The organism is Helicobacter muridarum, from assembly GCF_000765805.2.
Lineage (GTDB): Bacteria > Campylobacterota > Campylobacteria > Campylobacterales > Helicobacteraceae > Helicobacter_A > Helicobacter_A muridarum.
Genome location: NZ_JRPD02000012.1, coordinates 14,314 through 40,042, shown reverse-complemented (window position 1 = coordinate 40,042; position 25,729 = coordinate 14,314). Strand labels below are relative to the sequence as shown.

Annotated in this window: 20 protein-coding genes, 1 tRNA gene and 1 pseudogene; 11 read left to right on the top strand and 11 right to left on the bottom strand. The window is 32.3% G+C overall.

Features of this window, described 5'->3' with window-relative positions; genetic code table 11:
- Nucleotides 1–167 precede the first annotated feature (167 nt).
- The 8 genes from LS73_RS06125 to LS73_RS06090 all read right to left on the bottom strand — a co-directional run bounded on the left by LS73_RS06125 (nt 168) and on the right by LS73_RS06090 (nt 8,868).
- The gene (locus LS73_RS06125; protein WP_104692222.1) at nt 168–1,844 is read right to left on the bottom strand and encodes a sensor histidine kinase; all 1,677 of its coding nucleotides are present in this window, start codon (nt 1,842–1,844) and stop codon (nt 168–170) included.
- Complete coding sequence (locus LS73_RS06120) at nt 1,844–2,515, bottom strand: response regulator transcription factor (RefSeq protein WP_034557767.1); 672 nt, start codon at nt 2,513–2,515, stop codon at nt 1,844–1,846. The genes LS73_RS06125 and LS73_RS06120 overlap by 1 nt, the downstream gene beginning before the upstream one ends.
- A gap of 18 nt (nt 2,516–2,533) precedes the next feature.
- Entirely contained in the window at nt 2,534–3,289 is a 756-nt protein-coding gene (pstB, locus tag LS73_RS06115; protein ID WP_034557769.1) for a phosphate ABC transporter ATP-binding protein PstB, read from the bottom strand.
- Between the two features lies 1 nt (nt 3,290).
- On the bottom strand, nt 3,291–4,109 hold the full coding sequence (gene pstA / locus LS73_RS06110) for a phosphate ABC transporter permease PstA (protein ID WP_034557770.1): 819 nt from the start codon (nt 4,107–4,109) through the stop codon (nt 3,291–3,293).
- A complete protein-coding gene (gene pstC, locus LS73_RS06105) occupies nt 4,099–4,950 on the bottom strand; it encodes a phosphate ABC transporter permease subunit PstC (RefSeq protein WP_034557772.1) in 852 nt (283 codons plus the stop codon). The genes pstA and pstC overlap by 11 nt, the downstream gene beginning before the upstream one ends.
- A 29-nt stretch (nt 4,951–4,979) precedes the next feature.
- Entirely contained in the window at nt 4,980–5,804 is an 825-nt protein-coding gene (locus tag LS73_RS06100) for a substrate-binding domain-containing protein (protein WP_034557774.1), read from the bottom strand.
- Nucleotides 5,805–6,068: 264 nt separating this feature from the next.
- Nucleotides 6,069–6,159 (bottom strand) — tRNA-Ser (locus LS73_RS06095).
- 111 nt (nt 6,160–6,270) lie between these two features.
- Complete coding sequence (locus tag LS73_RS06090; protein WP_052089575.1) at nt 6,271–8,868, bottom strand: heavy metal translocating P-type ATPase; 2,598 nt, start codon at nt 8,866–8,868, stop codon at nt 6,271–6,273.
- Between the two features lie 122 nt (nt 8,869–8,990).
- On the opposite strand from LS73_RS06090, the gene radA reads away from it, so the two are divergent.
- The 4 genes and pseudogenes from radA to xseA all read left to right on the top strand — a co-directional run bounded on the left by radA (nt 8,991) and on the right by xseA (nt 14,254).
- On the top strand, nt 8,991–10,391 hold the full coding sequence (gene radA, locus LS73_RS06085; protein ID WP_034557777.1) for a DNA repair protein RadA: 1,401 nt from the start codon (nt 8,991–8,993) through the stop codon (nt 10,389–10,391).
- Nucleotides 10,392–10,823: 432 nt separating this feature from the next.
- Nucleotides 10,824–10,951 (top strand): annotated as a pseudogene (locus tag LS73_RS10625) (RNA-guided endonuclease InsQ/TnpB family protein); the annotation flags it as partial.
- A gap of 537 nt (nt 10,952–11,488) precedes the next feature.
- On the top strand, nt 11,489–12,721 hold the full coding sequence (locus LS73_RS06080; RefSeq protein WP_034557779.1) for an ABC transporter permease: 1,233 nt from the start codon (nt 11,489–11,491) through the stop codon (nt 12,719–12,721).
- 30 nt (nt 12,722–12,751) lie between these two features.
- A complete protein-coding gene (gene xseA / locus LS73_RS06075; RefSeq protein WP_233708895.1) occupies nt 12,752–14,254 on the top strand; it encodes an exodeoxyribonuclease VII large subunit in 1,503 nt (500 codons plus the stop codon).
- Between the two features lie 34 nt (nt 14,255–14,288).
- Here xseA and LS73_RS06070 read toward each other — a convergent pair whose 3' ends face one another.
- Together LS73_RS06070 and LS73_RS06065 are read right to left on the bottom strand one after the other, a co-directional pair.
- Entirely contained in the window at nt 14,289–15,545 is a 1,257-nt protein-coding gene (locus LS73_RS06070; RefSeq protein ID WP_052089576.1) for a glycosyltransferase family 9 protein, read from the bottom strand.
- On the bottom strand, nt 15,538–16,971 hold the full coding sequence (locus LS73_RS06065; RefSeq protein ID WP_138070000.1) for a glycosyltransferase: 1,434 nt from the start codon (nt 16,969–16,971) through the stop codon (nt 15,538–15,540). The genes LS73_RS06070 and LS73_RS06065 overlap by 8 nt, the downstream gene beginning before the upstream one ends.
- A 120-nt stretch (nt 16,972–17,091) precedes the next feature.
- Here LS73_RS06065 and LS73_RS10440 point away from each other — a divergent pair, with 120 nt between their 5' ends.
- From LS73_RS10440 to LS73_RS06040, 5 genes are read left to right on the top strand one after another with little or no spacing between them, the layout of a single operon-like run.
- Nucleotides 17,092–18,243 carry a DUF2972 domain-containing protein gene (locus tag LS73_RS10440; RefSeq protein ID WP_034557904.1) on the top strand — a complete coding sequence of 384 codons (1,152 nt, stop codon included), beginning with the start codon at nt 17,092–17,094 and terminating at the stop codon, nt 18,241–18,243.
- On the top strand, nt 18,216–18,467 hold the full coding sequence (locus LS73_RS10435) for a DUF2972 domain-containing protein (RefSeq protein ID WP_267891703.1): 252 nt from the start codon (nt 18,216–18,218) through the stop codon (nt 18,465–18,467). The genes LS73_RS10440 and LS73_RS10435 overlap by 28 nt, the downstream gene beginning before the upstream one ends.
- A 50-nt stretch (nt 18,468–18,517) precedes the next feature.
- Nucleotides 18,518–21,049, top strand: coding sequence for a PEP-utilizing enzyme (locus LS73_RS06050; protein ID WP_034557902.1), 2,532 nt, complete (start codon nt 18,518–18,520; stop codon nt 21,047–21,049).
- A 31-nt stretch (nt 21,050–21,080) separates the two neighbouring features.
- Entirely contained in the window at nt 21,081–21,518 is a 438-nt protein-coding gene (locus LS73_RS06045; RefSeq protein WP_052089594.1) for a hypothetical protein, read from the top strand.
- 17 nt (nt 21,519–21,535) lie between these two features.
- Nucleotides 21,536–22,309: an RsmE family RNA methyltransferase gene (locus LS73_RS06040; RefSeq protein WP_034557901.1), complete on the top strand. Its 774-nt coding sequence runs from the start codon at nt 21,536–21,538 to the stop codon at nt 22,307–22,309.
- 202 nt (nt 22,310–22,511) lie between these two features.
- Here LS73_RS06040 and aroQ read toward each other — a convergent pair whose 3' ends face one another.
- Nucleotides 22,512–23,006, bottom strand: a complete 495-nt coding sequence (gene aroQ, locus LS73_RS06035; RefSeq protein ID WP_034557900.1) for a type II 3-dehydroquinate dehydratase — start codon at nt 23,004–23,006, stop codon at nt 22,512–22,514.
- Between the two features lie 141 nt (nt 23,007–23,147).
- Between aroQ and ispG the strand changes: the two genes are divergently transcribed.
- Together ispG and msrB are read left to right on the top strand one after the other, a co-directional pair.
- Nucleotides 23,148–24,239: a flavodoxin-dependent (E)-4-hydroxy-3-methylbut-2-enyl-diphosphate synthase gene (gene ispG / locus LS73_RS06030; protein ID WP_034557899.1), complete on the top strand. Its 1,092-nt coding sequence runs from the start codon at nt 23,148–23,150 to the stop codon at nt 24,237–24,239.
- Nucleotides 24,240–24,469: 230 nt separating this feature from the next.
- A complete protein-coding gene (gene msrB, locus LS73_RS06025) occupies nt 24,470–25,660 on the top strand; it encodes a peptide-methionine (R)-S-oxide reductase MsrB (RefSeq protein ID WP_233708894.1) in 1,191 nt (396 codons plus the stop codon).
- Nucleotides 25,661–25,729 lie beyond the last annotated feature (69 nt).

Here is a 25,729-nt window from a genome sequence, read left to right as displayed (position 1 = left end):
TAAATCCTAAAAGCATAAAGCTTATAATATAGAATCAAAGATAATTTAGAATCATAAACTTACTCAATATATTTATATTGTTTATCAAACTATCTATGCTTACTAGGCATTCATTGTAACTATTAGATATTTAGGATTTATGTTTAATGGAGTTAAACTTTTAAATGTTATCTAGGAAATAGAATCATAAACTTACTGCCTTCGTTTTCCTTACTTTGCACCTCTAAGATTGCTTGATGATAATTTGCAATTGACTTAACAATAGATAACCCAAGACCTGTGCCCCCCAGCTTTTTGCTGCGACTTTTGTCTACGCAATAAAATCGCTCAAAAATGCGCTCTTGATGTTTTTTAGCTATACCAACTCCATTATCTTCTACGCTCAATAAAACTCCATTTTGGGTATTCTTTAGATAGACTTTTACATAGCCACCATGATTATTGTATTTGATAGCATTGTCCCATAGATTATAAATCATATTTTGCAAAAACTCCTCCACACCTAAGACATAGCATTCCTCACATTCTAAAATAAATGAGATGTCTTTTTCCCTTGCTAAGAATTCAAAATGCTTTTGGTTTATTTGCACAATTTTACTTAAGGAAACTTTACTTTTCATATGAACTTCGCTATTTTTTTCATCAAAAAAAGTAAGCATTAAAATCTCTTCAATCATGCTTAAAAGTCGCTTTGATTCTGTATGAATTTTATCAATGAAATATGGCAAGTCTTGCTGTGGGATAAGATTATTTTTTATCATCTCGCTACTTGCTAAAATAGAGGTGAGTGGAGTTTTTAGCTCATGGCTTACATTGGCACTGAACTCTTTTCTTAGCTTTTGCATTTGCTTATCTTTAGTTAAGTTCCTGATGATGATAAGCATTCCTTTAAATTTAGTGTTAGAATAAATTGGAGAAAAAACAAACTCATACTCCTTTTTAGCAAAGGTAAAAAATTCTTGATGGCTTGATGATTTGTTTTGTTTAAAGTCTTGTAGTAAAAATACAATTTTTTGTTTAAATAATTCTTGGTTTATTTGTGTGATATTCAAAATAAGCTCTAATTGTATAAAAATATCTTGAGCACTTTTATTAAAAGATAAAATTTTGCCATAATTATCAAGCAAAATTAGCCCATCACTAATATTTTGCGTTAAAAGAAGCATTTCTCGCTGCTTTTGTTTGAGCTTTTTAAATTGATTTTTAATAGTTTTGTTTTGAGTTTTAATTTTATCTATAAAGCTATGCAGCTCTTGATATAAAGAATCTTTTTTCAAATTCTTTATATCTACCTTTAAAATAGGCTTTAAAATGGAATTGCTTAAATATCTAGCAAGAATAAAGCAAATAATTAGACATAGGGTAAACTCTATAGCAATAAAAGGCAAAATAGCAAAAATTAAAGAAAAAACACTACTTTTTGCAGTTGAAAGCCTAAGTATATAGTTTTGATTATGAAAAGAAATTTTGCGTGCATAGTAAAGATAATCTTGCTTTAATGTATTTGAATACCTTGAGTAAAACCCCTCATTTTCATTGATAGCTTGTTTAAATTCTTCTCTACTGGAGTGATTTTCGAGAGGATATGTAGCAAAATTATCATAAATCACCTCTCCTTTTTCATCAATAAGGCTTATTCGATGAGAGAGATAATGCGATAATTGAGATTGGCTAAGTGAAAGCAATTTGTCATCAAGTTCAGAGAGTAGCATTGCTTCCTTTTTTAACTCATTAAAAATAATCTTGGTAAAAAATGATTCTAAAACAAAAACTAAGAAAATATTTCCGATAATCAATAATCCTATGCAACTTAAAAAGATAGAATAAAAAATCTTTTTTTGCATTAGAGTTCTTTTGAAAATTTATAGCCGATATTGCGTATAGTTTTAATATGTTTGCCTAAATCACCTAATTTTTTTCGCAGAGTTTTAATATGAATATCTATGGTGCGGCTTTGAGTATCATAGCTATAACCCCAAATAATTTCTAAAAGCTCATCTCGACTAAAAGCTCGCTCTTGATTACTAAGCAAAAAACCAAGCAGTTCAAATTCTTTAAAGGTGAGATTTAATATATTTTTTTTATAGCTTACCTGTCTTTTAGTAAAAGATAGAATAAGTTCATTAAATCTAATCTCATCTTTATCTTTTGTTCCTAGTCGTCTTAGATTTGCATTGATTCTAGCAATAAGCTCCATCATGCCAAAAGGCTTGGCTACATAATCATCAGCTCCAAGTTCTAATCCTTTTACCTTATCGAATTCTTGGTTTAGCGCGCTTAGGATAATGACAGAGATTTGTTTAGTTCTTGCATTTTCTTTGAGATTCTTAAGAATCTCAAAGCCATTTCTTTGCGGCAACATAATATCAAGTATGAGAATTTCTGGGAGTTCATCTTTCAAAGATTCGAACAAATCATGCGGGTGGCAAAAACCTTTTGCCGTAATATTTTGCGTTTTTAGCGCGTAAAGTATCAACTCAAGAATGGAATTATCATCTTCTAATACATAAATCATATAATTACTCTATTTAGATTATCCAAACTTTCCATTAATATAATCTTGTGTTTTTTTATTTTTTGCTTCGTTGAAAATAGTCTTTGTGTCATTATATTCTATCACTTCGCCCATTAAGAAAAAGGCGGTTTTATCTGAAATTCTTAAGGCTTGCTGCATATTATGTGTAACAATGATAATCGTATAATCTTTTTTAAGCTTATTGATAAGGGATTCTATTTTTTTAGTAGCGATTGGATCTAGAGCACTTGTTGGCTCGTCCATTAAAATCACTTCTGGTTTAATTGCAATGCTTCTTGCAATACAAAGCCTTTGCTGTTGCCCTCCGCTTAGACTTAGTGCGGATTGATTAAGTCTATCCTTTAGATCGTCCCAAAGACTTGTATCTTTTAAAGCTTGTTCTACAATGCTATCTATTTTAGACTTATTTTTGACGCCATGGCTTTTTACTCCAAAGGCTATATTGTCGTAAATGCTCATAGGAAATGGATTTGGCTTTTGAAATACCATACCAATTTTTTTTCTCAAAAGATTAAGATTTTTTTCTTTATAAATATTGTTATTTTCAAATAGAATTTTACCCGTGATTTTACAGTTTTCAACTAAATCATTCATTCTATTTAGACTTTTGATAAAGGTTGATTTGCCGCAACCACTAGGTCCTATAAATGCAGTCACTTCGCTCTTACGAATCTCTAAATTAATATTTTTTAAAGTATGAAAATCCCCGTAGTAAAGATTCATATTTTTAATCACGAAGCAATTTTTATTCATTTTAATTCCTTGTAAATTTTTTAGCTATGAGATTTGAGCAAATATTAATAAGCAAAACTAATAATATAAGAATCATCGCGCTACTATAAGCCTCATTAATATATAATCCCTCACTTGATAGAGCATATAAATGCACGCTAAGAGTCCTACCAGAATCAAATAGCCCAGCCATTTGTGCTACGCTTCCTGAAGTATAAAGCAAGGCTGCACTTTCGCCAATTATCCTACCAATGCTTAGTATAATTCCAGCCAAAATCCCCGGAATTGCAGCTGGGAGTAAAATATAAAAAATTGTCCTTAATTTGCTAATGCCCAAAGCAAAGCTTGCCTCTTTATAGCTTTCAGGCACGTTTAATAAAGCCTCTTGAGTGCTTCTTAGTATAAGTGGTAAAATCATAATACTTAGCGTTAAAACCCCGGCAATGATGCTTGTTTTAAATCCAAAGTACACTACAAACGCAAGATAGCCAAAGAGCCCATATACAATTGATGGAATGCCTACTAATGTTTCAGACACAATTTGCACAAATGAGATGATTTTGCTTTTTTTATGGCTGTATTCTGTTAAAAATATAGCTCCAAAAATGCCAAAAGGTATACTTAAAAGCAATGCAAAAATAATCATTTGTAAGGTATTAATGATTGCTGGCATCATAGAAATATTATTACTATTATATTGCCATTCTAAGAATTTAAAAGAAAATGCACCAATACCCTTAAAAAATATAAATCCAACCAAAAGCACAAAAATGCCCAAAACCAAGATAATAGAAAGCTTTAGTGAAATATTAAGCAATAAAGAAAGTCTATCAATTCGCATCAAGCTTCCTTTTAAATAATCTAAAAGAAAGATTAATTAGCAAGATAAAGATAAATAATGTAACTGCATTTAAAATTAATACTTCTTTATGTAAATCTGTAGCATAGCCCATTTCTAATACAATGCTAGTAGTAAGTGTCCTTGTGCCTTCAAGTATGCTACTTGGAATCTGTGCTTGATTGCCAGCTACCATAATAATAGCCATAGCCTCGCCAATAGCCCTACCAACTCCTAAAATAATAGCAGCTAAAATTGTTGATTTAGCCGCAGGTATAAGCACAAAAAACGCAGTTCTTTCTCTGCTTGCTCCAAGTGCTAGAGCTGCTTCAAAATAGCTCCTAGGCAAAGAATCAAAGCCAGATTTTGATACTAAAACAATAGTAGGTAAAATCATAATTGACAAGATTATTCCAGCACCCAACACGCTTTTGCCAGAAATGCCATCAAAAACACTTGATAAGAATGGGACTATAAGCACTAATCCAAAAAAACCATAAACTACTGATGGAATTGCTGCTAAAAGTTCAATAGGTGGTATAATATATTTCTTAAGATAATTGGGACAAAAGAAGCTTAGGTAAAGCGCGCTAAACACTCCCAATGGGGCTCCTAGGAAAATCCCTAAAGCTGTGGTATATAAGCTTCCTATAATCATAGGAAAAATACCAAAAATTTCTTCTTCAGGATACCAATCTAATCCAAAGATATAATCAAAAGCACCTATTTGCAAAATAGTTGAAAACGCGTTGCCAAAAAGAAAAGCGCAAATCATTAAAAAAGCCGCAATGCAAACAAGCGCACATAATAAAAATAATCCCTTAGCTATGGAATCTTTTATCATTATAATGCCTTTTATTTTATTCTTTTACTTTACTTTAAATCTTTCCAAGAGACTATTTGTCCTAAAAATATTTTCTTAACTTGCTCTTTTGAAAGATTTTCTATTTTGTTTTGTGTATTTACAATGATTGCTAATCCATCATTAGCAAGCGTTTTAACACTTAACCCCTTGTCTTTTTCGCTTTTCTTTATGTCTCTTGATACCATTCCAATGTCTGCAATGCCTTGGACAACCGAATTTACTCCTGTGGTTGAATCAGATTGTTGTAATTCAATACTTGCGCTAGGATTTATCTCCTTATAAGATTCTATGAGTTTTTCCATAAGAGGCGTGATTGAGCTTGAGCCAGAGATAACTAATTTACCGCTATGCTTTTTGCTTGTGAAGCTATCTTTAGAAATAGCTATATAGCCTGCTTTTTGTATCACCTCTTGGGCTTGTTTAGATTTAGTATAGTTTAAGAAGTCTATGAGCAATGGGCTTTCTTGTTTATATACAAGGTTAAAGGATCTATAGATGGGATAGCTCTTATTTTTTATATTTTTTGAGCTAGGAGCTACTCCATCAATTTTGAGTGCTTTAACTTGATTATTTAAAGAGCCTAATGATATATAACCAATAGAATCTTTTATATTTGCTATCGTGCTTAGCATAACGCCAGTTGAATTTGTAACCTCCGCCTTTTTTGTGATAGCATCAATATTTTTATCATTCACTACTTTTTTAACATCAAAAATATCCACAAAAGCTCCCCTTGTGCCAGAGCCACTCTCTCTAGAAACGGGGTGTATGTTATTAGCAAACATAGAAGTAACTCCAAAAGCTAATAATAAAATACTAAGAAACTTTTTCATCATTTTCTCCTTTTTTAAGTCTATAGAAGTGTAAGAGTTGTGTGTAAAAACTGAAAGTATTAATTTGTAAAATTTATGTAAAGTTGGTTTATGCTGTTGCTTGACTTGCTTTTTCAAGCTTTGATTCTACTAATTTATTGGGTTTTGTTTGATGTGGATTTTTTGTGGATTAGCAATATAAATTATGATTGTAATGTTTATATGTTGATATAAATAGTTAGAATCTGCGGAATTTTGATTTATTATAGATGTAGTCAAAATATATGGCGGACAGGGAGGGATTCGAACCCTCGGTAATCTTGCGACTACGCATCCTTAGCAGGGATGTGGTTTCAGCCAACTCACCCACCTGTCCATATTGTAATTATTTTACCATGAAGTAAAACCTAAATTCTATTCTAAAAAATATTAAAACATGCTTAAATTGTGTAACTTATATCCTTGCGCTATGTTTATAGAATCTTAATCACACTCTTTTAATGCCATATAATCTGCTTGCATTTCCTACTACACTTATAGAGCTAAGACTCATAGCAATGCTTGCTAGCATAGGGTTTAGAGTGATTCCAAACCCACTAAATGCCCCCATAGCAATTGGTATGCAAATTACATTATAAATAAATGCGAAGCCTAGATTTTGCTTGATATTGTTGAGCGTTGCATGCCCCAAATATAAAGAATCTACTATGCCTAGTAAGTCCTTGCGGAAATATATAATATCCCCATATTCGATACTAATTTCATGTCCGCTAGCCATGACCAAAGATACATCAGCCTTAGCAATTGCTATTGCGTCATTTATCCCATCGCCTATCATCATAACCTTATGTCCATTATCTTGGAGAGATTTTATATGTTGCATTTTGTCTTGAGGTAAGCAGTTTGCACGATATGGTATATCTAGAATATTGGCAATATTGGCTACACTGCTATCTTTATCCCCACTTAGAATCTCACAATTAAAGCCTCTATTCTTTAGCCTTTGTATCATCTCTTTTGCGTCTTGTCTTAGATTCTCTTGTAGTGAAATATATCCTAATAATTCATAGCCATCTTGCTTTTTCTCTGCTATATAAATGTTAATCAAGCCATATTCTTCGCTCTTCTCATATCTATTGTCTTGTAGCGACTCTATATTTTGCAATTCTTCTAAAGTTATATTTCCTCTATCTTGCAAAACTTTGGCATTGCCTATCAAAAACTCCCTTTGTTTAGAATCTATCCTTAGTCTTGATTCCAATCCAATATTATTAATAGTATTTGTTGCTTCATTATTATACAATTCCATATCTCTAGCAGCCTTTGTAATAGCTTTTGCAATTATGTGATTGCTGCCTTGCTCAATAGAGGCTGCAATCCTTAGTAATTCTTCTTGATTTATGGAATCTAGCCTGCTAGTAATAGAGTGCAATAAAAAGTCTCCGTGCGTTAATGTGCCAGTCTTATCAAATATAATGTAATCTATTTTTGCTAGATTCTCTATGCTTTGTGAGTTTTTGAAAAATACCCCATTTTTATTTGCCCTTGAATTTGCAAATAGTATTGCCATAGGTGTAGCAAGCCCCAATGCACAAGGACATGATATAAGTAGGGTGCTAGTAAAGTATAGCATCGCGGTTTGCATATCTGATTTTATTAGCCAAAATATAGCACTAAGACTAGCTAGCATTATTACAGCAGGCACAAAGAAAGATGAGATTTTATCTGCTAGCTTTGCTATATTTGCCTTGCTTTCATATGTTTGTGCAATTAGAGCTTGCATCTTACTAATTGCAGAATCTTTTTGCCTAGCGCATACCTTAGCAATAATCATGCTGTCTAGATTCATGCTTCCGCCTAAAAGAATTGAATTTTTTTCTTTCATTACAGGCAGGCTCTCACCGCTTAATAAGCTTTCATCTATATTGGCACTCATAGAATATAGACTACAGTCTAGTGGAATTATACTTTGTGGCAATATCTGTATATAATCGCCTATTTGTAATGCATCAACTAGGACTTCTTGGATTCTTACTTTATCTTTATTGGCTTTTATTTTTAAATTTTGTGATATATCACTAATTTCTTTGATATTTAGAATCTTTCTGGCTATAGTTTGTTGTGTTTGAAGCAAGCTAGTAGCATTTCCCATAGCCTTTGATTTAACATTATCTTCTATATATTTACCTAGCATAACAAAGCTAAGTATCACACATACACTCTCAAAATATAGATGCCAACTAGTCTCTCCTAAAGCTATAAGAAGTAATGAATATAAGCTATAAAAGAATCCAGCTAAACTTCCTAGGCTAACTAGAGAATCCATATTTGGTCTTAGCGCGAAAAGTGCTTTTAATCCACGAAAATAAAATGCTCTGCCAAAGTGCATAACAGCAAGAGTAATAATAAGTTGTGTTAAGGCATTATAGAGTGGCTTATCAAGCGGAGCAAATAATGGCAATCCAAACATCTCATAAAACATACTTATGTATAGTATTATGATTGATAGTATTAGCGATAGCACTAATCGCCTCTTATTGTTTAGTAGTTTATTTTCAATAAAATTAGCAATATTGCTTATTTTATTTTTAGTTGTGCCATTTGTGTTAGTGGGTTTTTCATTTGAAGTTATGCTAGATAATTTTGGTTTTAATATTGGTTGAGGCTGTAAGATATTTGTCTTTATTAAATTTGCTTTACCTACTGAAAACGCGGGTTTAGAATCTACAAACGCTTTGAATCCTAATTGCTCAATACTTTGTATAATATCATTAGTGCTGCATTGGGAGGGATTAAACCTCACAACTCCGCTATGAGTGAGGATAAATATATTTGATTCTATAATTCCATTTATTTTTTGTAAAGAGCGTTCAATAGAGGCTGCACAACTAGCACAGCTCATACCTTCAATTCGAAGTCGCAATGATTCTTCATTATCTGATTTTATGTCTTTTGTTGTTTGGATTTTGAGACTTGGGACTTTAAATAATATATTTTGACTATCTTTTGTTGTTGCTTGTTGGAATGTTTGTGATGTGGTATTTATATTGTTGGACTTATTGCTAAGTTTAGCGTTAGAATTCATAAATGTCCTCCACTATTTAGATATGTTAATTTTAACTAAATGACAATATGCAATAGTGAATAAACAAAACTTTATGCTATGAATGTTACAATCAATCTTAATAAATCCAAAAGAGGTTTGTAGTGAAATCAAAAAAACAATCCAACATCTATGAATGCCAACATTGTGGTTGGCAAAGCAGCAAATGGCTTGGAAAATGTCCAAATTGTTATGCTTGGGAGAGTTTTACAGAGCTAAAGGAGCAAGTAAATCCTACCAATTATGCCCTTTTACAATCAGGTGGCTATGTAAAGAATTCTAGTGTAAGGGCATTACCTATAACGCAAATACAAGAGGAAAATATTGATAGATTTAGTTCCACACAAAGCGAATTAGATATTGTGCTTGGTGGTGGTATTGTTAGCGGTGGGCTATATCTTGTAGGAGGTAGTCCTGGTGTTGGTAAGTCTACATTGCTTTTAAAGATAGCAGGGGGTTTGGCAAATGGCTTGGATAGCAATGGTATAAGCAACTACAAAAATTCAAAGAAGGTGCTATATGTTAGCGGTGAAGAGAGTCTAAGCCAGATTCATAATCGAGCTAAGCGTTGCCAAGCTTTAAGTGATAACCTATATTTATTGAGTGAAATAAGTATCTTAGAGATTAAAGAAACCTTAACAAATAGCCATTTTGAGGTTTGCATTATTGATTCCATACAGACATTATTTTCACCAAATCTATCTGCTGCACCTGGATCTGTATCACAAGTTAGAGAGATTACCTTTGAGCTTATGAGACTTGCAAAAAGTCGAAATATTACCATTTTTATCATTGGTCATATTACAAAAGATGGTCAAATAGCAGGTCCTAGGGTGCTTGAGCATATGGTAGATTGTGTATTGTATTTTGAGGGAGAGAGAAGCAATGAGCTAAAGATTTTAAGGGGATTTAAGAATCGTTTTGGTGCGACAAGCGAGATTGGAATCTTTGAGATGAAAGAACATGGGCTAGTTAGCGCAAATGAGGCAATGAAGAAATTCTTTAATGTAAAAAAAGATATGCCCGGCAGTGCAGCAGCTGCGATAATGGAGGGAAGTAGATGTATAGTTGTAGAGATTCAAGCCCTTACTTGTGAAAATGAATTTGGGATTCCAAAGCGATTATCAAATGGCTTTGATAGCAATCGTTTGAATATGCTATTAGCATTGCTTGAGAAAAAAATGGGCATTCATCTTGGTAGATATGATGTATTTATTAATGTTACGGGCGGAATCAAGATAAATGAAACAAGTGCTGATTTGGCTCTTATTGCTAGTATTTTGTCAAGTTACAAGAATAGAGCATTAAAATCTAGCACAGCATTTATTGGTGAAGTAAGTTTAATTGGAGATATTAGAGAGGTGGGTGGACTTGATGCGCGTTTAAAAGAACTGGCAAATTTTGGATTTAGCCATGCAATAGTGCCAAATATTCCTACAGGCTATAAAGGACAAATCAAATGCACAAAAGTTCTAGAGGTGGCAAAAATTATTGATTGGATGTGAGTTTAATGCTTACAAAATAGCTAAGCAGTAAGCTTATTAAAAAAAAGAATTACATAACTTAGAAAATATCTATGGAAAGAATATTTTTAGAGCACAAGCTATTAATTAGAAGTTTTAAAGAAATATGTAAAAAATTAAGGTATAGAGGATAATCATCTAAAAAGAAAAAGCAAATCAAGAGAGATTAAATACAAATAACTAAAGGCTTTATATAGAATTTATCCCTAACAAAGCACAAAGAAAGCTTTTATTATCAATGCTTCATTTACAATTATAATATTTGCCTAAATCTCTAGCAAGAGAATAAAAACACAGACTTAGACAAAAAAGACAGAGACAAAAATAGATTTAAAAGTAAAATCTTGCATTAGAATTGATAAACATTAATGACTGCACTAAGCAATAAAGAGTTGATAAAAGCATTAATATTAAAAATACTACAACATTTTTAAAAGGCTTCAAAGAAAGCAAAGTAGGAGAATCTTAAAAAGTAAGGAAGATAAAACAAGGCTTTTAAAAAAAACCTTACTAAAACACAAAGGAGGTTGAATAAAATCTATTGAAAGGAGTAGCAATATCAAAAAAGATTAATACAAGAATTTGACTTGATAGTAGTTGAGAACTTAAAATAGGACAAATAGGCTAAAGTTAAAAATGTAAGGGCACTCATAAGTTTAGTTTAATACCCCATTCTATGAATTTATACAATACCTTATAAGGCAAAGTATAATGGCAAGTTTTTTGCAAAAGTAAATCTATAATACACAATCAAAACCTACAATATGTGGAAATGCAATATTTAACTCTTAAAGGTAGAGAATACATTTACAAAGTATGTGAGCATACAATCCACAAAGATTAATGCAAGTATAAATATCTTAGAATTGTATAAAATCGTTTTCTAGCTTTTTTAGAGCCCAGAAACTTCCCTTTAATTGTTTTGTGTTAGGGATTTTACTAAGGACATAAACAAAAAGTCTTGTGAGTTAGCTAATATTACTTAATTTTATTTTGCTGCCTTTACTTCTTAAGTGAGTGCGATTCACAATATATCAATATAACATGATAGAATCTAGCTTATAATCAAAGGTAGTATTATGTCAAATCACAAGCTAATTAGTTTTATCTTATATCGGTATCTTCGATTTGATAAAACACAGCCTTTTATTTCTGTAACTGCTATTTTGGCATTTTTAGGTGTTGGTGTTGGAGTTATGGTTTTATTGGTAACAATGGGAATCATGAATGGAATGATACAGGAGTTTGAGCGCAAGCTCTTTATTATGAATTATCCAATTACTATATTTTCTACCTCTAATCGTGGATTAAAAGAAGATTTACTGATATTTTTAGAGCGCAAATTTCCAAATATGCAGTTTAGCCCTTATATACAAACTCAAGCAATTGTTAGAGAGGGTAATGAGATATATCCATTAGTTGTATATGGCATAGACCTAGAGCGAGAAAGGATGGCAAATCAGGTAATACAAAGTAGCCAAGCCACAAGCTTTAGCGATACTTTTTCGGTATTATTGGGTGAGAATCTCTATCATGCTTTAAATATTCAATCAGGTGAAAAAGCTACATTTATATTCACAGACTTAGCTCCAACAGGTTTAGCCTTGACTCCAAAGATAAAGAAATTCATTGTAGATGCCACCTTTTCAAGTGGTTTAAAGAACTATGACAACTCTATAGCTTATACTTCATTTGAGGCTTTAAGATTGATTCGTGGCATAAAGGATAATATATATGATGGCTTTCATATATATTCTCAAGATTCTATGCAAGATATTGTATTAATCAATCAGGCATTAAAGGAATATGAGTCTATGTCTGGGGTAGCTCTATATGCTGAAGCACAAGGTTGGTGGGAGCAAAATGGCAATTTCTTTTCAGCTATGGAATTAGAAAAAAAATCACTTTTTTTAGTGCTTATGTTGATTATACTTATGGCAAGTTTAAATATTATAAGCTCCTTACTTATGGTTGTTATGAATAGACGCAAAGAAATCGCATTGCTTATTAGTCTTGGAGCAAGCAATAAAGATATAAAAAAACTATTTTTTAGATTGGGTGTTGTTATTGGTGGTAGCGGCATTTTGTTTGGCGTCATTATGGCATTTGTTGTTATGTGGATTCTAAAAACATTTCCTATTATTTCATTGCCTGTTGACGTGTATGGAGTTTCTAGGCTTCCTATTGAGCTTTTAATGAGTGATTTTATAGGAACTATGATTGGAGCATTATTTATAGTATGTTTATCTTCTTATTATCCAGCCATGAAGGCTAGCAAGATAGATGTATTACAGGTATTACGTAATGAATGATATGATTTTAGTTATTTTGTGGAGATTATTTTGAATTCTTTATCTACAAATAATTTTGATGATAGTTTTGTTGGTTTGTATAAATCAAGTATAGATGGTCAGCATATATTTGAAGTCAGTGATTTAACTATTCAAATCAAGGCTTTGTTAGAAAATGATTTTGGTCTTCTTGCGGTAACTGGCGAGATTAGTGGCTTAGTTAAACATAGTAGTGGGCATGTTTATTTTAGCCTCAAGGATACTTCTTCAGTGATTGCTTGTACTTTATTTCGTAGCAATGCTAGGAATTATGCAGATAAGTTAAAAAATGGCGATAAGATTATTGTTAAAGGCAAACTTAGCGTTTATGAGCCAAGAGGGACATATAGTCTAAATATTCAAAGTATATACTATGATGGAGAGGGATTATTAAAGGCTAAGTATGACGCTCTAAAAAATGAGCTACAAAAGAAAAATTATTTTTCCAAAAATAAACCTTTACCTAGATTCCCAAAGAGAGTTATATTGCTTACTAGCCGCACTTCTGCAGCACTGCAAGACATGATAAAAATAGCCAAGAATAGATTTAATGCTTTAGAGTTTATTCTAATTGATACGCTAACACAAGGAGCTAAAGCTAAGTTTAGTATTGCTAAGAATATACAATATGCTGATAGCCTAAGGGCTGATATTATAGTCTTAGCGCGTGGTGGTGGCAGCATTGAGGATTTATGGAATTTTAATGAAATTGAGGTTTTAGATGCTATCTTTGCTTGCAAGACTCTTGTTGTGTCTGCTATTGGACATGAGATTGATTATTTGCTTAGCGATTATGTAGCCGATTTGCGTGCTCCTACTCCTAGTGCTGCTATGGAAATGATACTTCCAGACAAGAACGCATTATTAATGCAAATGCTAGACTTAGAAAATCATTTAAGGCATAGTATGCAAAGTCTAGTAGAGAGAAAAGCTAAATCTTTGCAAGTCATTTATGATAAGATAAATATTTTTCACCCGCTTAGAAGTATAATGAGATATAAGCAATCTATTCTTACTCATAAGCAGATTCTAAAGGACAGTCTAAAATTTTTCTTGTATGCTCGCCGTCAAGCTCTATTGCATTGTTATGAGCAGCTAAGCATAATGTCTCCATCAAATAAAATCTCTAGTATGAGAGATGAGCTTAAATTTTACCAAATAGCTCTTCCAAATCAGACCAAAGGGCTAATTAGACATAAATCAATGATTCTAAGATTTATCCAACATCGTGTTACTCAATCTTATCGCCATTTTTTTTATAAAAAGAATTCGCAATTATCACCAACTATGCTAAAGCAATGTGAAAGTTTGCTTCTTCAGTCTTTATTGCGTAAGAAAGAGGAGCTAAAGCATTTAGAATCCTTACTAGATAGTTTAAATCCAAGTAAGAATCTCAAGCTTGGATTCGCCCAAATCTTAAAAGATAATAAGCCAACTAAAGTTTCAAGCTTAGCTACAGATGACATTATAGAGATTGTAGATTCTAGTTGTAGCATTAGAGCAAAAATCTTATAGTCTTATGATTATTGGATTTGGATATTTATGTCAATTAATTAAGTATTGCTTGCTTGCTAGTTTTTAGATTACATAAAAATGATTCTATAGTGCTAATTACACAATCTGCATTAATTTCATTAATTGCTAAATTACTCCTAAATGCAAAGCTTTGGCATAAGTCCATATAAGCTTTTTCGTTATTTATGGCCTGCATAATGGATTTTGGATATATGGCATAATATATCTTTTGCAAGGCTTTAGGATAAGGGGTAAATCTACCTAAGTGATTTCCATTTGATATTACAAATGTGGGTATTCCAATAATTGCCCCTAAATGTGCGCAACCCGTTTCATTTGAGATAAGCATGCTTGCATTTTGAACTATCTGTGCAAGCTCATTTAACGTTGTTTGTCCTACTAGGTTTGTTATATTTAAATTTGTTTTGTTTGGCTGTTTTGAATCATTTCCTAATGGCATATCTTTTATGCTTTTGCTTATTATTGAGACTAATAAGTTTGAATTTTCCAAATCTTCCTTACCTCCACAAATAATAATATTCATATTATGTCTAGCAAGATAGCATGCCACTTTAGCAAAGTGATCCATACTCCATTTGCGATATATTGCGTTTGCTCCAATGAATAATGTGGCATATTCTCCTTGTTCTATTGTCTTTTTTATATGATGGTTTTGTGTTTTTATTTTAGATTCTATACAAAGCTTTATTGATAGCTTTTTATTTAAAAAATTTTCAAAAAATTCTTGATTGCGATAAAATTCAAACAAAATAGATTTACTACTTGGAAAAAGCTTAGTATATATTAGATCTGCTTTTTGCTTTGCATCTGATTGCAGATTTATACAATCTCCTTGAGATGTATATTTTGAGTTAGCAAATATATATTTTGCTATTAACTCGCTTGTTTCATCGCGAGAGTGCAGAGGATTAATTAATATATCATAGCAACTATATTGAATCTTGTGTAATTTGATTATTGTATGCAAGTATTTCTTAGGAAATCTTCCTTTATCAATCCAGATAAATTCATCTATATAATTGCTATCAAGACTCTTGCTTAAGGTTTTCCATGCGATATTTCCTAATAAGGTAATTGAATATTTAGGATATGCTAGGCGAATTTCGGGTATGAAGTTGCGAAAAAGTAAATAATCACCAATAGAATCTGTTTTTATAATAATTATTGAATCTTTTTTTATTTGCTTTGGAGCATGTCTAACACAAAGTATAAATAATGCGTTTTTTAAAGCTTTGCCTATTATTTTTAGGATTCTTTTTATGCTAATCATAAGAATCCACTAAATTTAGCTGATATGAATGCAGTATATTTATTTTGTTTATATATTGAGATATTATATGAAGCAGATTATTTAAGGATAGATAGTTAAAAATTAATATTAAATATAGCGAGTAAGTAGCATTAAAACTAGTAAAACTAAAGGATAATAGAGGGATTACCCCCCCCCCCCCCAGCATTTCTTTATATACGGCTATATACATAGGGGCTACTACTTTATAGTCAAATTTACTTAAGATAGAATTTCTAGCATTATTTGATATATCTTCTTTTTGTTCTAAATTAAGATTAGCAAACCATTCTATGCCATTGCTTAAATCTTTTGCATCTAGTGGTTTTGCTAGATAGCCATTTATCTTATGATTGATCATATCCATATTTCCGCCGATATTAAACGCTATAACGGGCGTGCCACAAGAGAGAGATTCCATAATGGCATTGCTAAGATTCTCTGCTAGAGATGGCTGAATGAATATATCACAAGCATTATAAAGTAGCACTAATGTAGCATCATCATGCAATACATCTAGGTTTATCACATTTATCCCATCTATATCTTGACTTTGTCCGCCAAAGACAACTAGCTCATATTTATTCTTATCATTTAGCATTTCTAAAGCAGCCTTTAATTGGGCAAATCCTTTACGTTTTATTGATGATCCGCCAATAGCACCAAATGCTAATAGAATCTTATTGCTATCTATACATAGAGCCTTTCTTGCAAAAGCTTTATTAAGTGGTTTATATAAATTTGTGTCAATTGGATTTGGTAAGTTTATTATTGACTTGTCTTGTAAAAGTAGAGATTCTTTAGCCCTTGTGGCAATCCAACTAGATAATCCATTGATTGTTATGTTTATTTTTTTATAGGTTTCTTGCTTATTTATAAATGTCAGATAGCTAACTCTGCTAGGCTTTGGTAATAGCGGGCATAGTTTGCATTTAAACATATTTTCATTGCAACCATTAGCTACATAATGGCAACCACCTGTATAGGCATTCTCATCGTGCAAACTCCATATTATTGGCTTTGTAATAGAGGCTAGGCTATGGATATTTACAAATCCCCCCTCAATCCAATGCAAATGAATAATATCTGGTGATATAGAATCTATTTGTTGCAACAAGGATTTATTGTTATCGCTTAAAAATGGGATATTGATATTTGGAGAAAAATAATCACTTGCTTTCTTGATAGATGATCTAAATGGCAATAATGATATATTGCGTATAGATTTGGTTAATGATTTATTGAATTTAGATTGCTTTAGTTCTTGTATGTTATTTAAGTTGCTTGATTTGTTTTTGGTAATGATAAATGATTCTAAGCCAGCTTTAAGCAGTGCAGAATGTAGCCTTACACAAGCCCTTCCAGCCCCGCCATTGTCGCTTGTAACAATATGCACAACCCTAAACATCTAAGCCCCTTATTTGTCCTAACCAAATATTATAGCCAACTTTTGCTATAATGTTGATTGCAAAGTCTTGATGTATTTTGATTGATATTTAAGCAAATGCGATAAAGCAATGAGGTATATATGGGTATAAAAAACTCTAAAGCAATAAAAATCTTAAGAGAAAAGGGGATATTTAAATCGCTTAAGTATGCTTATATTAAGCGAAGTTGGAAGATTATGATGCAATATTATAAAATCCTTTGGATTTGCAATAAAAAGATACCCAACAATTATAATGGAATTCTACTTTATAATGGAGTTTCAGGCGGGCAGGCATTGAGCTTGTTCCTAGAGCGAAGCGCAGATATTTTAACTCCTAATCCATGGTCACCTCAATATCATAAAAATATATCAAATTACTATGGAGCACAATATTATAACGCCGCACAAAAGACACATAGCAAGCTAATTATATATGGTAATCCGGGGCATGGTTGTTATACTGATAAAGAGTTAAGTAAATTTTTCTCATTAACTAATGCTAGAGTGCCTGTAATCATCTTATTAAGGGATCCAATTTCTCGCATAAAGGGCTATGTGAATCATGGCGTTGATTGGTGGGAGCATAGAAGCAATGAATTTACTCTAATGCATGATCCAAGCAAGATTTTAAATAGAGTTTCATATCATGGAGATAAGATAGAAACTCAACGCAAATTCCCAAGCCCTGAATCTATTAAACATTTTTTTACTATCAATGACATTTTTCTATGCTTTTCTCTTGTAGAGAAACTTCCAAATGCAAGTGAAATTATTTATATGGACATGAGTGAAATTACTAAAGATAGAGTTTGGCATACTATGAATGATTTAAGTGAAAAATTATCCCTTCCTAAGCCACAGCTAAAGGATAAGCCATTTTTTGAAAGCACAATATGGGATTCTAGCTCAAAAATGCTTCCGCTTACTCTATATGCACATCCAAAACATATTGGTAGGAGGCTTAGCCCTGAATGTAGTATTTTGTATTATCAAGTATATAAGCGAGATCATATTATAGATGAGGCTGGTGAAGGTGGAATTAGATTAATAATAAGCAAAGATTCTAATCTTAACAATAAAAAATCTATATTTAATGATATGAAAGATTCTAAAGATTTGCTTAAAGATATTACACAAGAAATACTATGCGACATTGCACAATCTGATATATATATATATATATATCTTATGGAGATTATGCAATATTACAGGGCAATGCAAGTTTGCAAAATGCCTGCAAAGAGTATATGAGGGAATTTTTACTTGCATTAGATGAGAGAGTAAAGATAGAATCAAGTCATCTAGTAAATGAGGAACAAGTTTTGGAATATCTTAAAGAAAATATGGATTTGTCTATCAAGTTAAAAGAAATTTTTGATTATGAGTTTCAAGATGTTTGCAAGCTAAGACCAGATATTGTTAGCTCATGGAAATATTATAAGCAATTCCAAGACATACTCACAAATAATAAATGACATAACAATAGCCTAATATAAATTTATTATCCATTTGATTAGAATAAGGAATGCAAATGCTTACATTTAGCACCAAAGCTATGAATCTAAAAAACCTTACAGGGATATTACAACAAGCCAAAATTTTACCTTTATGTATTACAAATTTAAGAGAGCTGGATTCTAATTTTGAGGTGGTTTATGAGCGAATATTAAATTTAGAGGCTAAAAAGCTTATTATTCGTTCATCTTCTATCTGTGAAGATAGCACTAAGGAATCAAATGCAGGCGCATTTCTTAGTATCCCCAATATTAGCTTAGACAGAATAGATAAGCTTAAAGAGGCTTTATATGAAGTTGGGCATTCCATGCCAAGTGTTGATGATGAGATTCTTATTCAACCAATGCTAGAAAATATTGCGATGTGTGGGGTTGCCTTTAGTATTGATAAGGATAATGGTGCGCCATATTTTTGTATTAGCTATGATTGTAGTGGTTCTAATGAAGCTGTTACAAGCGGTAATTCTAGCAATATACAAACATTTTATTATTATAGGGATTCTAAAGAGAGCTCTCTTGCGCCAAATCCACCATTATTGCTTCAACGCGTAATTTCTATGATGAGAGAGCTAGAAATAATATTTGATTGCAGGGCATTAGATGTTGAGTTTGCCTTTGTAGCTAACGCAAAAGACTTGCATAGCTCTACTAGTATGCAACCTTCATTGCAAAATTTTAAAGACACATATTGCACACATGCTCAAAAATATAGCCTAGATTCTATGTCCAATATTGAATCTAGTATGAGTGATTTTAAGCTGTATTGTTTGCAGGTTAGATCGCTTGTCATGGATAATAAGCCAAATCTATTTGACAACATCAAGCTAAGAGCATTAGAGAGGCTATCAAAGCGAATTGATGCAATGAGTGATAAACATCCGCATATATTTGGTGATAGAGCTATGTTTGGCGTTATGCCTGATTGGAATCCAGCAGAAATCATTGGCTTGAAGCCTAAAAGATTAGCCCTTAGCCTTTACAAGGAGCTTGTTACAGATTGCATTTGGGCATATCAACGTGATAATTATGGCTATCGTAACCTTAGATCATATCCGCTTATGCACTCATTCTTGGGCATTCCATATATCGATGTTAGAGTATCCTTTAATTCCTTTATACCTAAGAATCTAGATTCTATAATTGCCAATAAACTAGCAAATTATTATTTGGATTCGCTTGCCAAAAAGCCACAGCTACATGATAAAGTTGAGTTTGATATTGTGCTTTCTTGCTATGATTTAAATATCTCTTCAAAGCTCAACAAACTCCTCTGTCATGGTTTTAATGAAAATGAAATAAAACGTATTGAGTTTTGTTTATTAGATCTTACAAATAATATCATTGTTCCTAATAATGGCTATTATGTTAAGGATTTATCACGAGTAAAAGAGCTTAATAGTAGATATGAGAGAATCATAAATTCAAATCTACCTCTATATGATAAGATTTATTGGCTTATTGAGGATTGTAAAAGGTTTGGAACTCTGCCTTTTGCTGGAGTAGCAAGGGCTGCATTTGTTGCTATGCAAATATTAAATTCTCTAGTTGAGATAAACTTTCTTAGCCATAAAGAAAAGCAAGATTTCTTAGCCTCTCTAAAGACTATTAGCAAGGAGCTATCCTATGATATACAACATATCAATCAAATGGGATTAGAATTATTCTTACAAAAATATGGACATCTGCGAGCTGGTAGCTATAATATATTGTCTCCACGTTATGATGAAAATTTTGAGGGATATTTTGGTAATATCAAATTGAACACCACTTTTGAAAACAATAATATAACTTCAATATCTACTAATAAAGATTTAGCTTCGCCATTTGAATCTCAATTTAGCCTATCTAAAGATAGAATACAAGAGTTAGATAGGATACTTCGTGAAAACGGGCTTAATATTAATGCAGAGGGCTTATTTAGATTCTTTAAGATTGTGATTGAGGGTAGGGAAGCTGTGAAATTTGAATTTTCTAAACTTCTCTCAAAAGTGCTAAGTCTTATTAAAGAATTAGGAGATAACCTTGGTATAAGTGCTAACGATATGTCGCATTTGGATATTAAGAGCATTTTGTCCTTATATTCTTCGTTATATAAAGATAGCCCAAAGGAGAGATTTTTAAGCGAGATAGAATCTCATAAGCAAGAATTCGAGCTAACTACGGCATTGAAACTGCCGCCTTTGATTTTGCATGGTAAAGATATTTTTGGTTTCTATGTAACAAGCACTATTCCTAATTTTATCACTAACAAAACTGTTATGTCTGATATTGTTAGTATTGTAGAATCTAGTGATGATGATATTTCGCTTGAAGGCAAGATTGTTTGTATTCCATCTGCTGATCCGGGTTTTGATTATTTATTTACTAAAAATATCGCTGGGTTAATTACTTGCTATGGAGGGGCAAATTCTCATATGGCTATACGAGCTTCAGAGCTTTTATTGCCATCTGCTATTGGTGTAGGGGAAGAGATGTTTTCTAAGATTTGTAATGCTGGGCGCGTGCGACTTGAATGCGAAAGTAATCAAATCTTTTGTCTTTGATTGTTTTTAGATTCTGTTAGTTGAGGTGAATATGGATATTGATGATATAGTCATTTCTGGGACACAAGGATATTTGCAAGGAATCTTTATACATGAAATATTTGCCTGCTTGTTATTGTTGCCCTATATTGCCTATTTATATGTTTTATTTTTATCTAAAACTTTCTTGCAACTTAATCATAAAGTTTTTTTAATCATGCCAATTACATTATTATTGTTAAGTGTGGCATTATCTAGTGGAATCTTCTTGCTAGCAATGAGGGGCTTTGAGTCTGATATTAAGATTGCTAGCATGATTATGTTGTTTATAATATTTATATCAGGAGAGATATATCGTATTAGAACACTTAGGAAATCTAAGACAAGCAGACAAGGCATGCAGAAATATGTTAAACAATGCAAGATTATATATATTACATTCTTGATGCTGCATATTGCTTGCATAGCGTGGTATAAATTAGCCCTATAATTATGAAATGGTAAAAAATGCAATTTTTCTATCATAAAGATGCTAAGAATCTTAATATAACTCTAAGCGCAGAAGATACCCATTATATCTTTGTTGTTCGCAGGTTTAATAGTGGTTCGATCTTACATATGCGAAATTTACAAGATAATATATTATATGTATATCAGCATGTGCCAAGCCATAAACGCAGCAAACAAGAATCTTTTATGTTAATTGATACTATATCGCCTGAAGTATGCTCTACATATACAAATTCTAAGCTAGGATTAAGCCTTATTTTAGCCATTATTGATTTAAGAGATATTTATGATATATTGCCAACCCTTAATGCCTTTAATGTTTCATCTCTTGTGCTTTTTTATGCTGGTTTCTCACAAAGAAATAGAATTATTAATATGCAAAAGGCTATTAAAATTTTGCAATACTCTTGTATGCAATGCAATCGCATAAAGCCTATGGATATTTCTGTATATCAAAATCTAGAAGATGTTTTAATATCATATAAGCAAGCAAGCTTTGTTGATTTTGCTCCTATTAGCTTTATACACACTAGTTCAAACCAATGCAATAAACATGAGATACAAACTTTAGAATCAATTTCATCTAAAAGTCTTGCCAAACAGGCAAGAGATGGAATAATAATTGGGCCAGAGGGAGGCTTTACACAAGGAGAGATAGATATATTGCAAGAAAGGACGCAATACTGTTTGCAATTGCCATATATATTAACTAGTCACGCTGTTAGCATGTATATAGCTAGCCTTTGTTGTTCGCCATGTATTTTATATTAATGTAGTTATTACATTTATCTTGATTGTTATTTATATACGATAGATTCTCATCAAATCAGACTTGAAATGTGGTATTATTTGTATATTAGATTATAATTAGATGGTATATTGATTTTATTGTGAGGATATAGATATATTTTAGATTCCACAATTCAAAAATATGGAATCTTATTTATTTGGCAAAACAATTCTATATTATAAATTAGGCATTTTGTTGTGGATTATTTTTTTTGAGCTCCTTTATTTCAGCAGCTATATTAATTATGGCAATTAGTGATAAATGATAGCTAAGTGGTCCAAATCCAGCTATCATGCCAACACTAACAGCACCTGTAACGCTAGTGCGTCTCTCTATTTCTCTTGCGTGTATATTACTTAGATGTGCTTCAACAACAGGTAGCCCAGATGCCACTATAGCATCTGCTATTGATATGGAGTTATGCGATAATCCACCCGGGTTCATAATAATACCATCAAAATCACTTCCTATGCACTCTTGCAATTTATCTATAATTTCTCCCTCAAAGTTCGTTTGAAAGAACTCAATATCTATGCTTTCACCATTTGGAGCTTTTTGAGATTGCGCAAAACTTTTCATGTTGCTGTGAATTTGCTCTAGAGTCATTGTTCCATATAAACGCGGGTCTCTGTGTCCAAGCATATTTAAATTTGGTCCTTGTATTACTAGAATCTTCATAATAATATCTCCTTATAAAATAAGGGCTAATTTTATCAAAAATAATACAATTTTTGATGTATATTGCTTGTCTAAGCCTAGAGTTAACTTGTGCATTGTGCTAAGATTTCAAATCTTTGGTAATTAAATTATGAGGTAATCATGGAATCAAAAAAAATCAAACCACGTCATCCAACTAAAAAAATATTTGTTGGGAATGTAGCAGTTGGTGGAGACGCTCCAATTAGTGTGCAGAGTATGACATTTAGCAAAACCCACAATATCATAGAGACAAAAGCACAGCTAGATAGACTTCAGCTAGCAGGAGCTGATATTGTTCGATTAGCAGTCCTAAACAAAGAGGATGCTCTAGCTTTAAAAACATTAAAACAAATGACTTCTTTGCCGCTTGTTGCAGATATTCATTTTAAATATAAATTAGCTCTTATTGCGTCAGAATATGTTGATTGTATTCGTATCAATCCGGGAAATATCGGCTCAAAGCAGAAGATAAAAGAAGTGGCGCATGCTTGCAATGAGCGCGGTATTCCCATTCGTATTGGTGTAAATGGTGGAAGTCTCGAAAAGGAGTTTGAGCAAAAATATGGTGCAACTCCTAAGGGCATGATAGAATCTGCTTTGTATAACATCAAGCTTTTAGAGGATTTTGGATTTACTAATATCAAAATTTCTCTTAAAGCAAGCGATGCTCCGCGCACAATAGAAGCCTATGAGTTATTACGCCCTCTAGTGCCATATCCATTTCACTTAGGTGTTACAGAGGCTGGGACAATATATCATTCTATGATTAAGAGCTCTATTGCATTAGGGAATCTACTTATGCAAGGTATTGGTGATACTATGCGTTGCTCAATCACAGGGGAGTTAGAAGAAGAGATTAAGCTAGCAAAAAGTATTTTGCGTTATTGTGGTAGGCAAAAGGAGGGCATTACTATTGTCTCATGTCCTACATGTGGTAGGATAGAGGCAGATTTAGTAAGTGCTATAAAGCAAGTAGAACAAAGACTAACGCATATTAAAACCCCATTGCAAGTAAGCGTAATGGGTTGCGCTGTAAATGCACTAGGTGAAGCAAAACATGCTGATATTGCCATTGCCTTTGGTAATAAAATAGGGCATATTATTAAAGATGGTAAAGTGCTAGCTAAGCTAAAAGAAGAGGATATTGTAGATGTATTTGTTTATGAGGTTGAGAAACTAGCAAAGCAAAAGGAAGCGCAAGGCGTAATGTAGCTTAAGCATTTGGGGTTGTCATATTTTACTTTTTAATCTTTAATTGATAAGCTCAATGTTTTATACTGCTAAATTCACTATTTTTATTTGTTGGATAGCTTGCAATCGTAGGTTTGTAACGATAGTTTGTATTTTGGCTACAAATGGTTTATATTATTGTTGTCAATTAGCAAAAATACAATAGACTTTGTAATCTTAGGCATAAGCATAAGTAAGTTTAAAGGATAATTATGAACCGTATTGTAATTATGGTTGTTACAGCTCTTGGATTAGCGGCTTTGTTGTATGCTGTTAGCAATAAGGATTCTATTATGGGTTCGGATTCTCAAAATTTTAATCAAGATGCGAAATCAAAATTAATAGGATTGCCAAATAATACAAAGGACTTGGAGAAAAATATGAATGGATATGAGGAGATTTATCTTGCAGGTGGTTGCTTTTGGGGTGTGGAGAAATACTTTGCTAAGATTAATGGGGTTGTTAGCACAGATGTAGGTTATGCTAACGGCAAAACACAAAATCCAAGCTATCAAGATGTAGTATATCGTAATACTAACCATGCTGAAACAGTTCATATTGTATATGACCCAAATGTAGTTAGTTTGCCTTTTTTGCTTAGCATGTATTATAAGATCATAGACCCTACTTCTGTTAATAAACAAGGTAATGATAGAGGAACCCAATATCGCACAGGTATTTACTTTACCAAAGCTCAAGATGAACAAATTGCTAGAGATTCATTGCTAAATCTATCAAAGGAATATAAAGGTAGGAGTATTGCTATTGAGTTACTTCCTCTTACTAACTATTACAAGGCAGAAGAATATCACCAAAAATATCTTGATAAGAATCCAAATGGCTATTGTCATATTGGCGAGGATAAATTTGAATTAGCAAGCAATGCGGTTGATAATAGCGTCTCCAAAATATTAGGTGCTAATAAATCAAATGCTATTTTGAAAGCTAGTTCGACACCTAAAAGCTATAAGTTATTAAGTGATAATGAGCTGCGTGATAGGCTAACAGATATGCAATATAATGTAACACAAAAAAATGCCACCGAGCCAGCCTTTAGAAATGCTTATTGGAACAATTACGCAGATGGAATCTATGTTGATATTACAACAGGAGAACCTCTATTTTCATCGCGCGATAAGTTTGATTCTGGTTCAGGTTGGCCTAGCTTTACAAAACCTATTGCAGGGACAAATATTAAAGAGCATTTAGATAAGAGTTATGGTATGGTGCGCACAGAAGTTAGAAGTGAAGTAGGCAATGCACACTTAGGGCATTTATTTAATGATGGACCAAAGGATAAAGGTGGCATGAGATATTGTATCAATAGCGCGTCATTGCGATTTATCCCTAAGGAAAATATGGAAGAAGAGGGTTATGGGCATTTAATCTACTTATTTGAATAATAGTAGAGAAATGAAATTGATCTTATTTCCAGTTCTTGATTTTAAAATCAATTTATTATTGTTGCATTA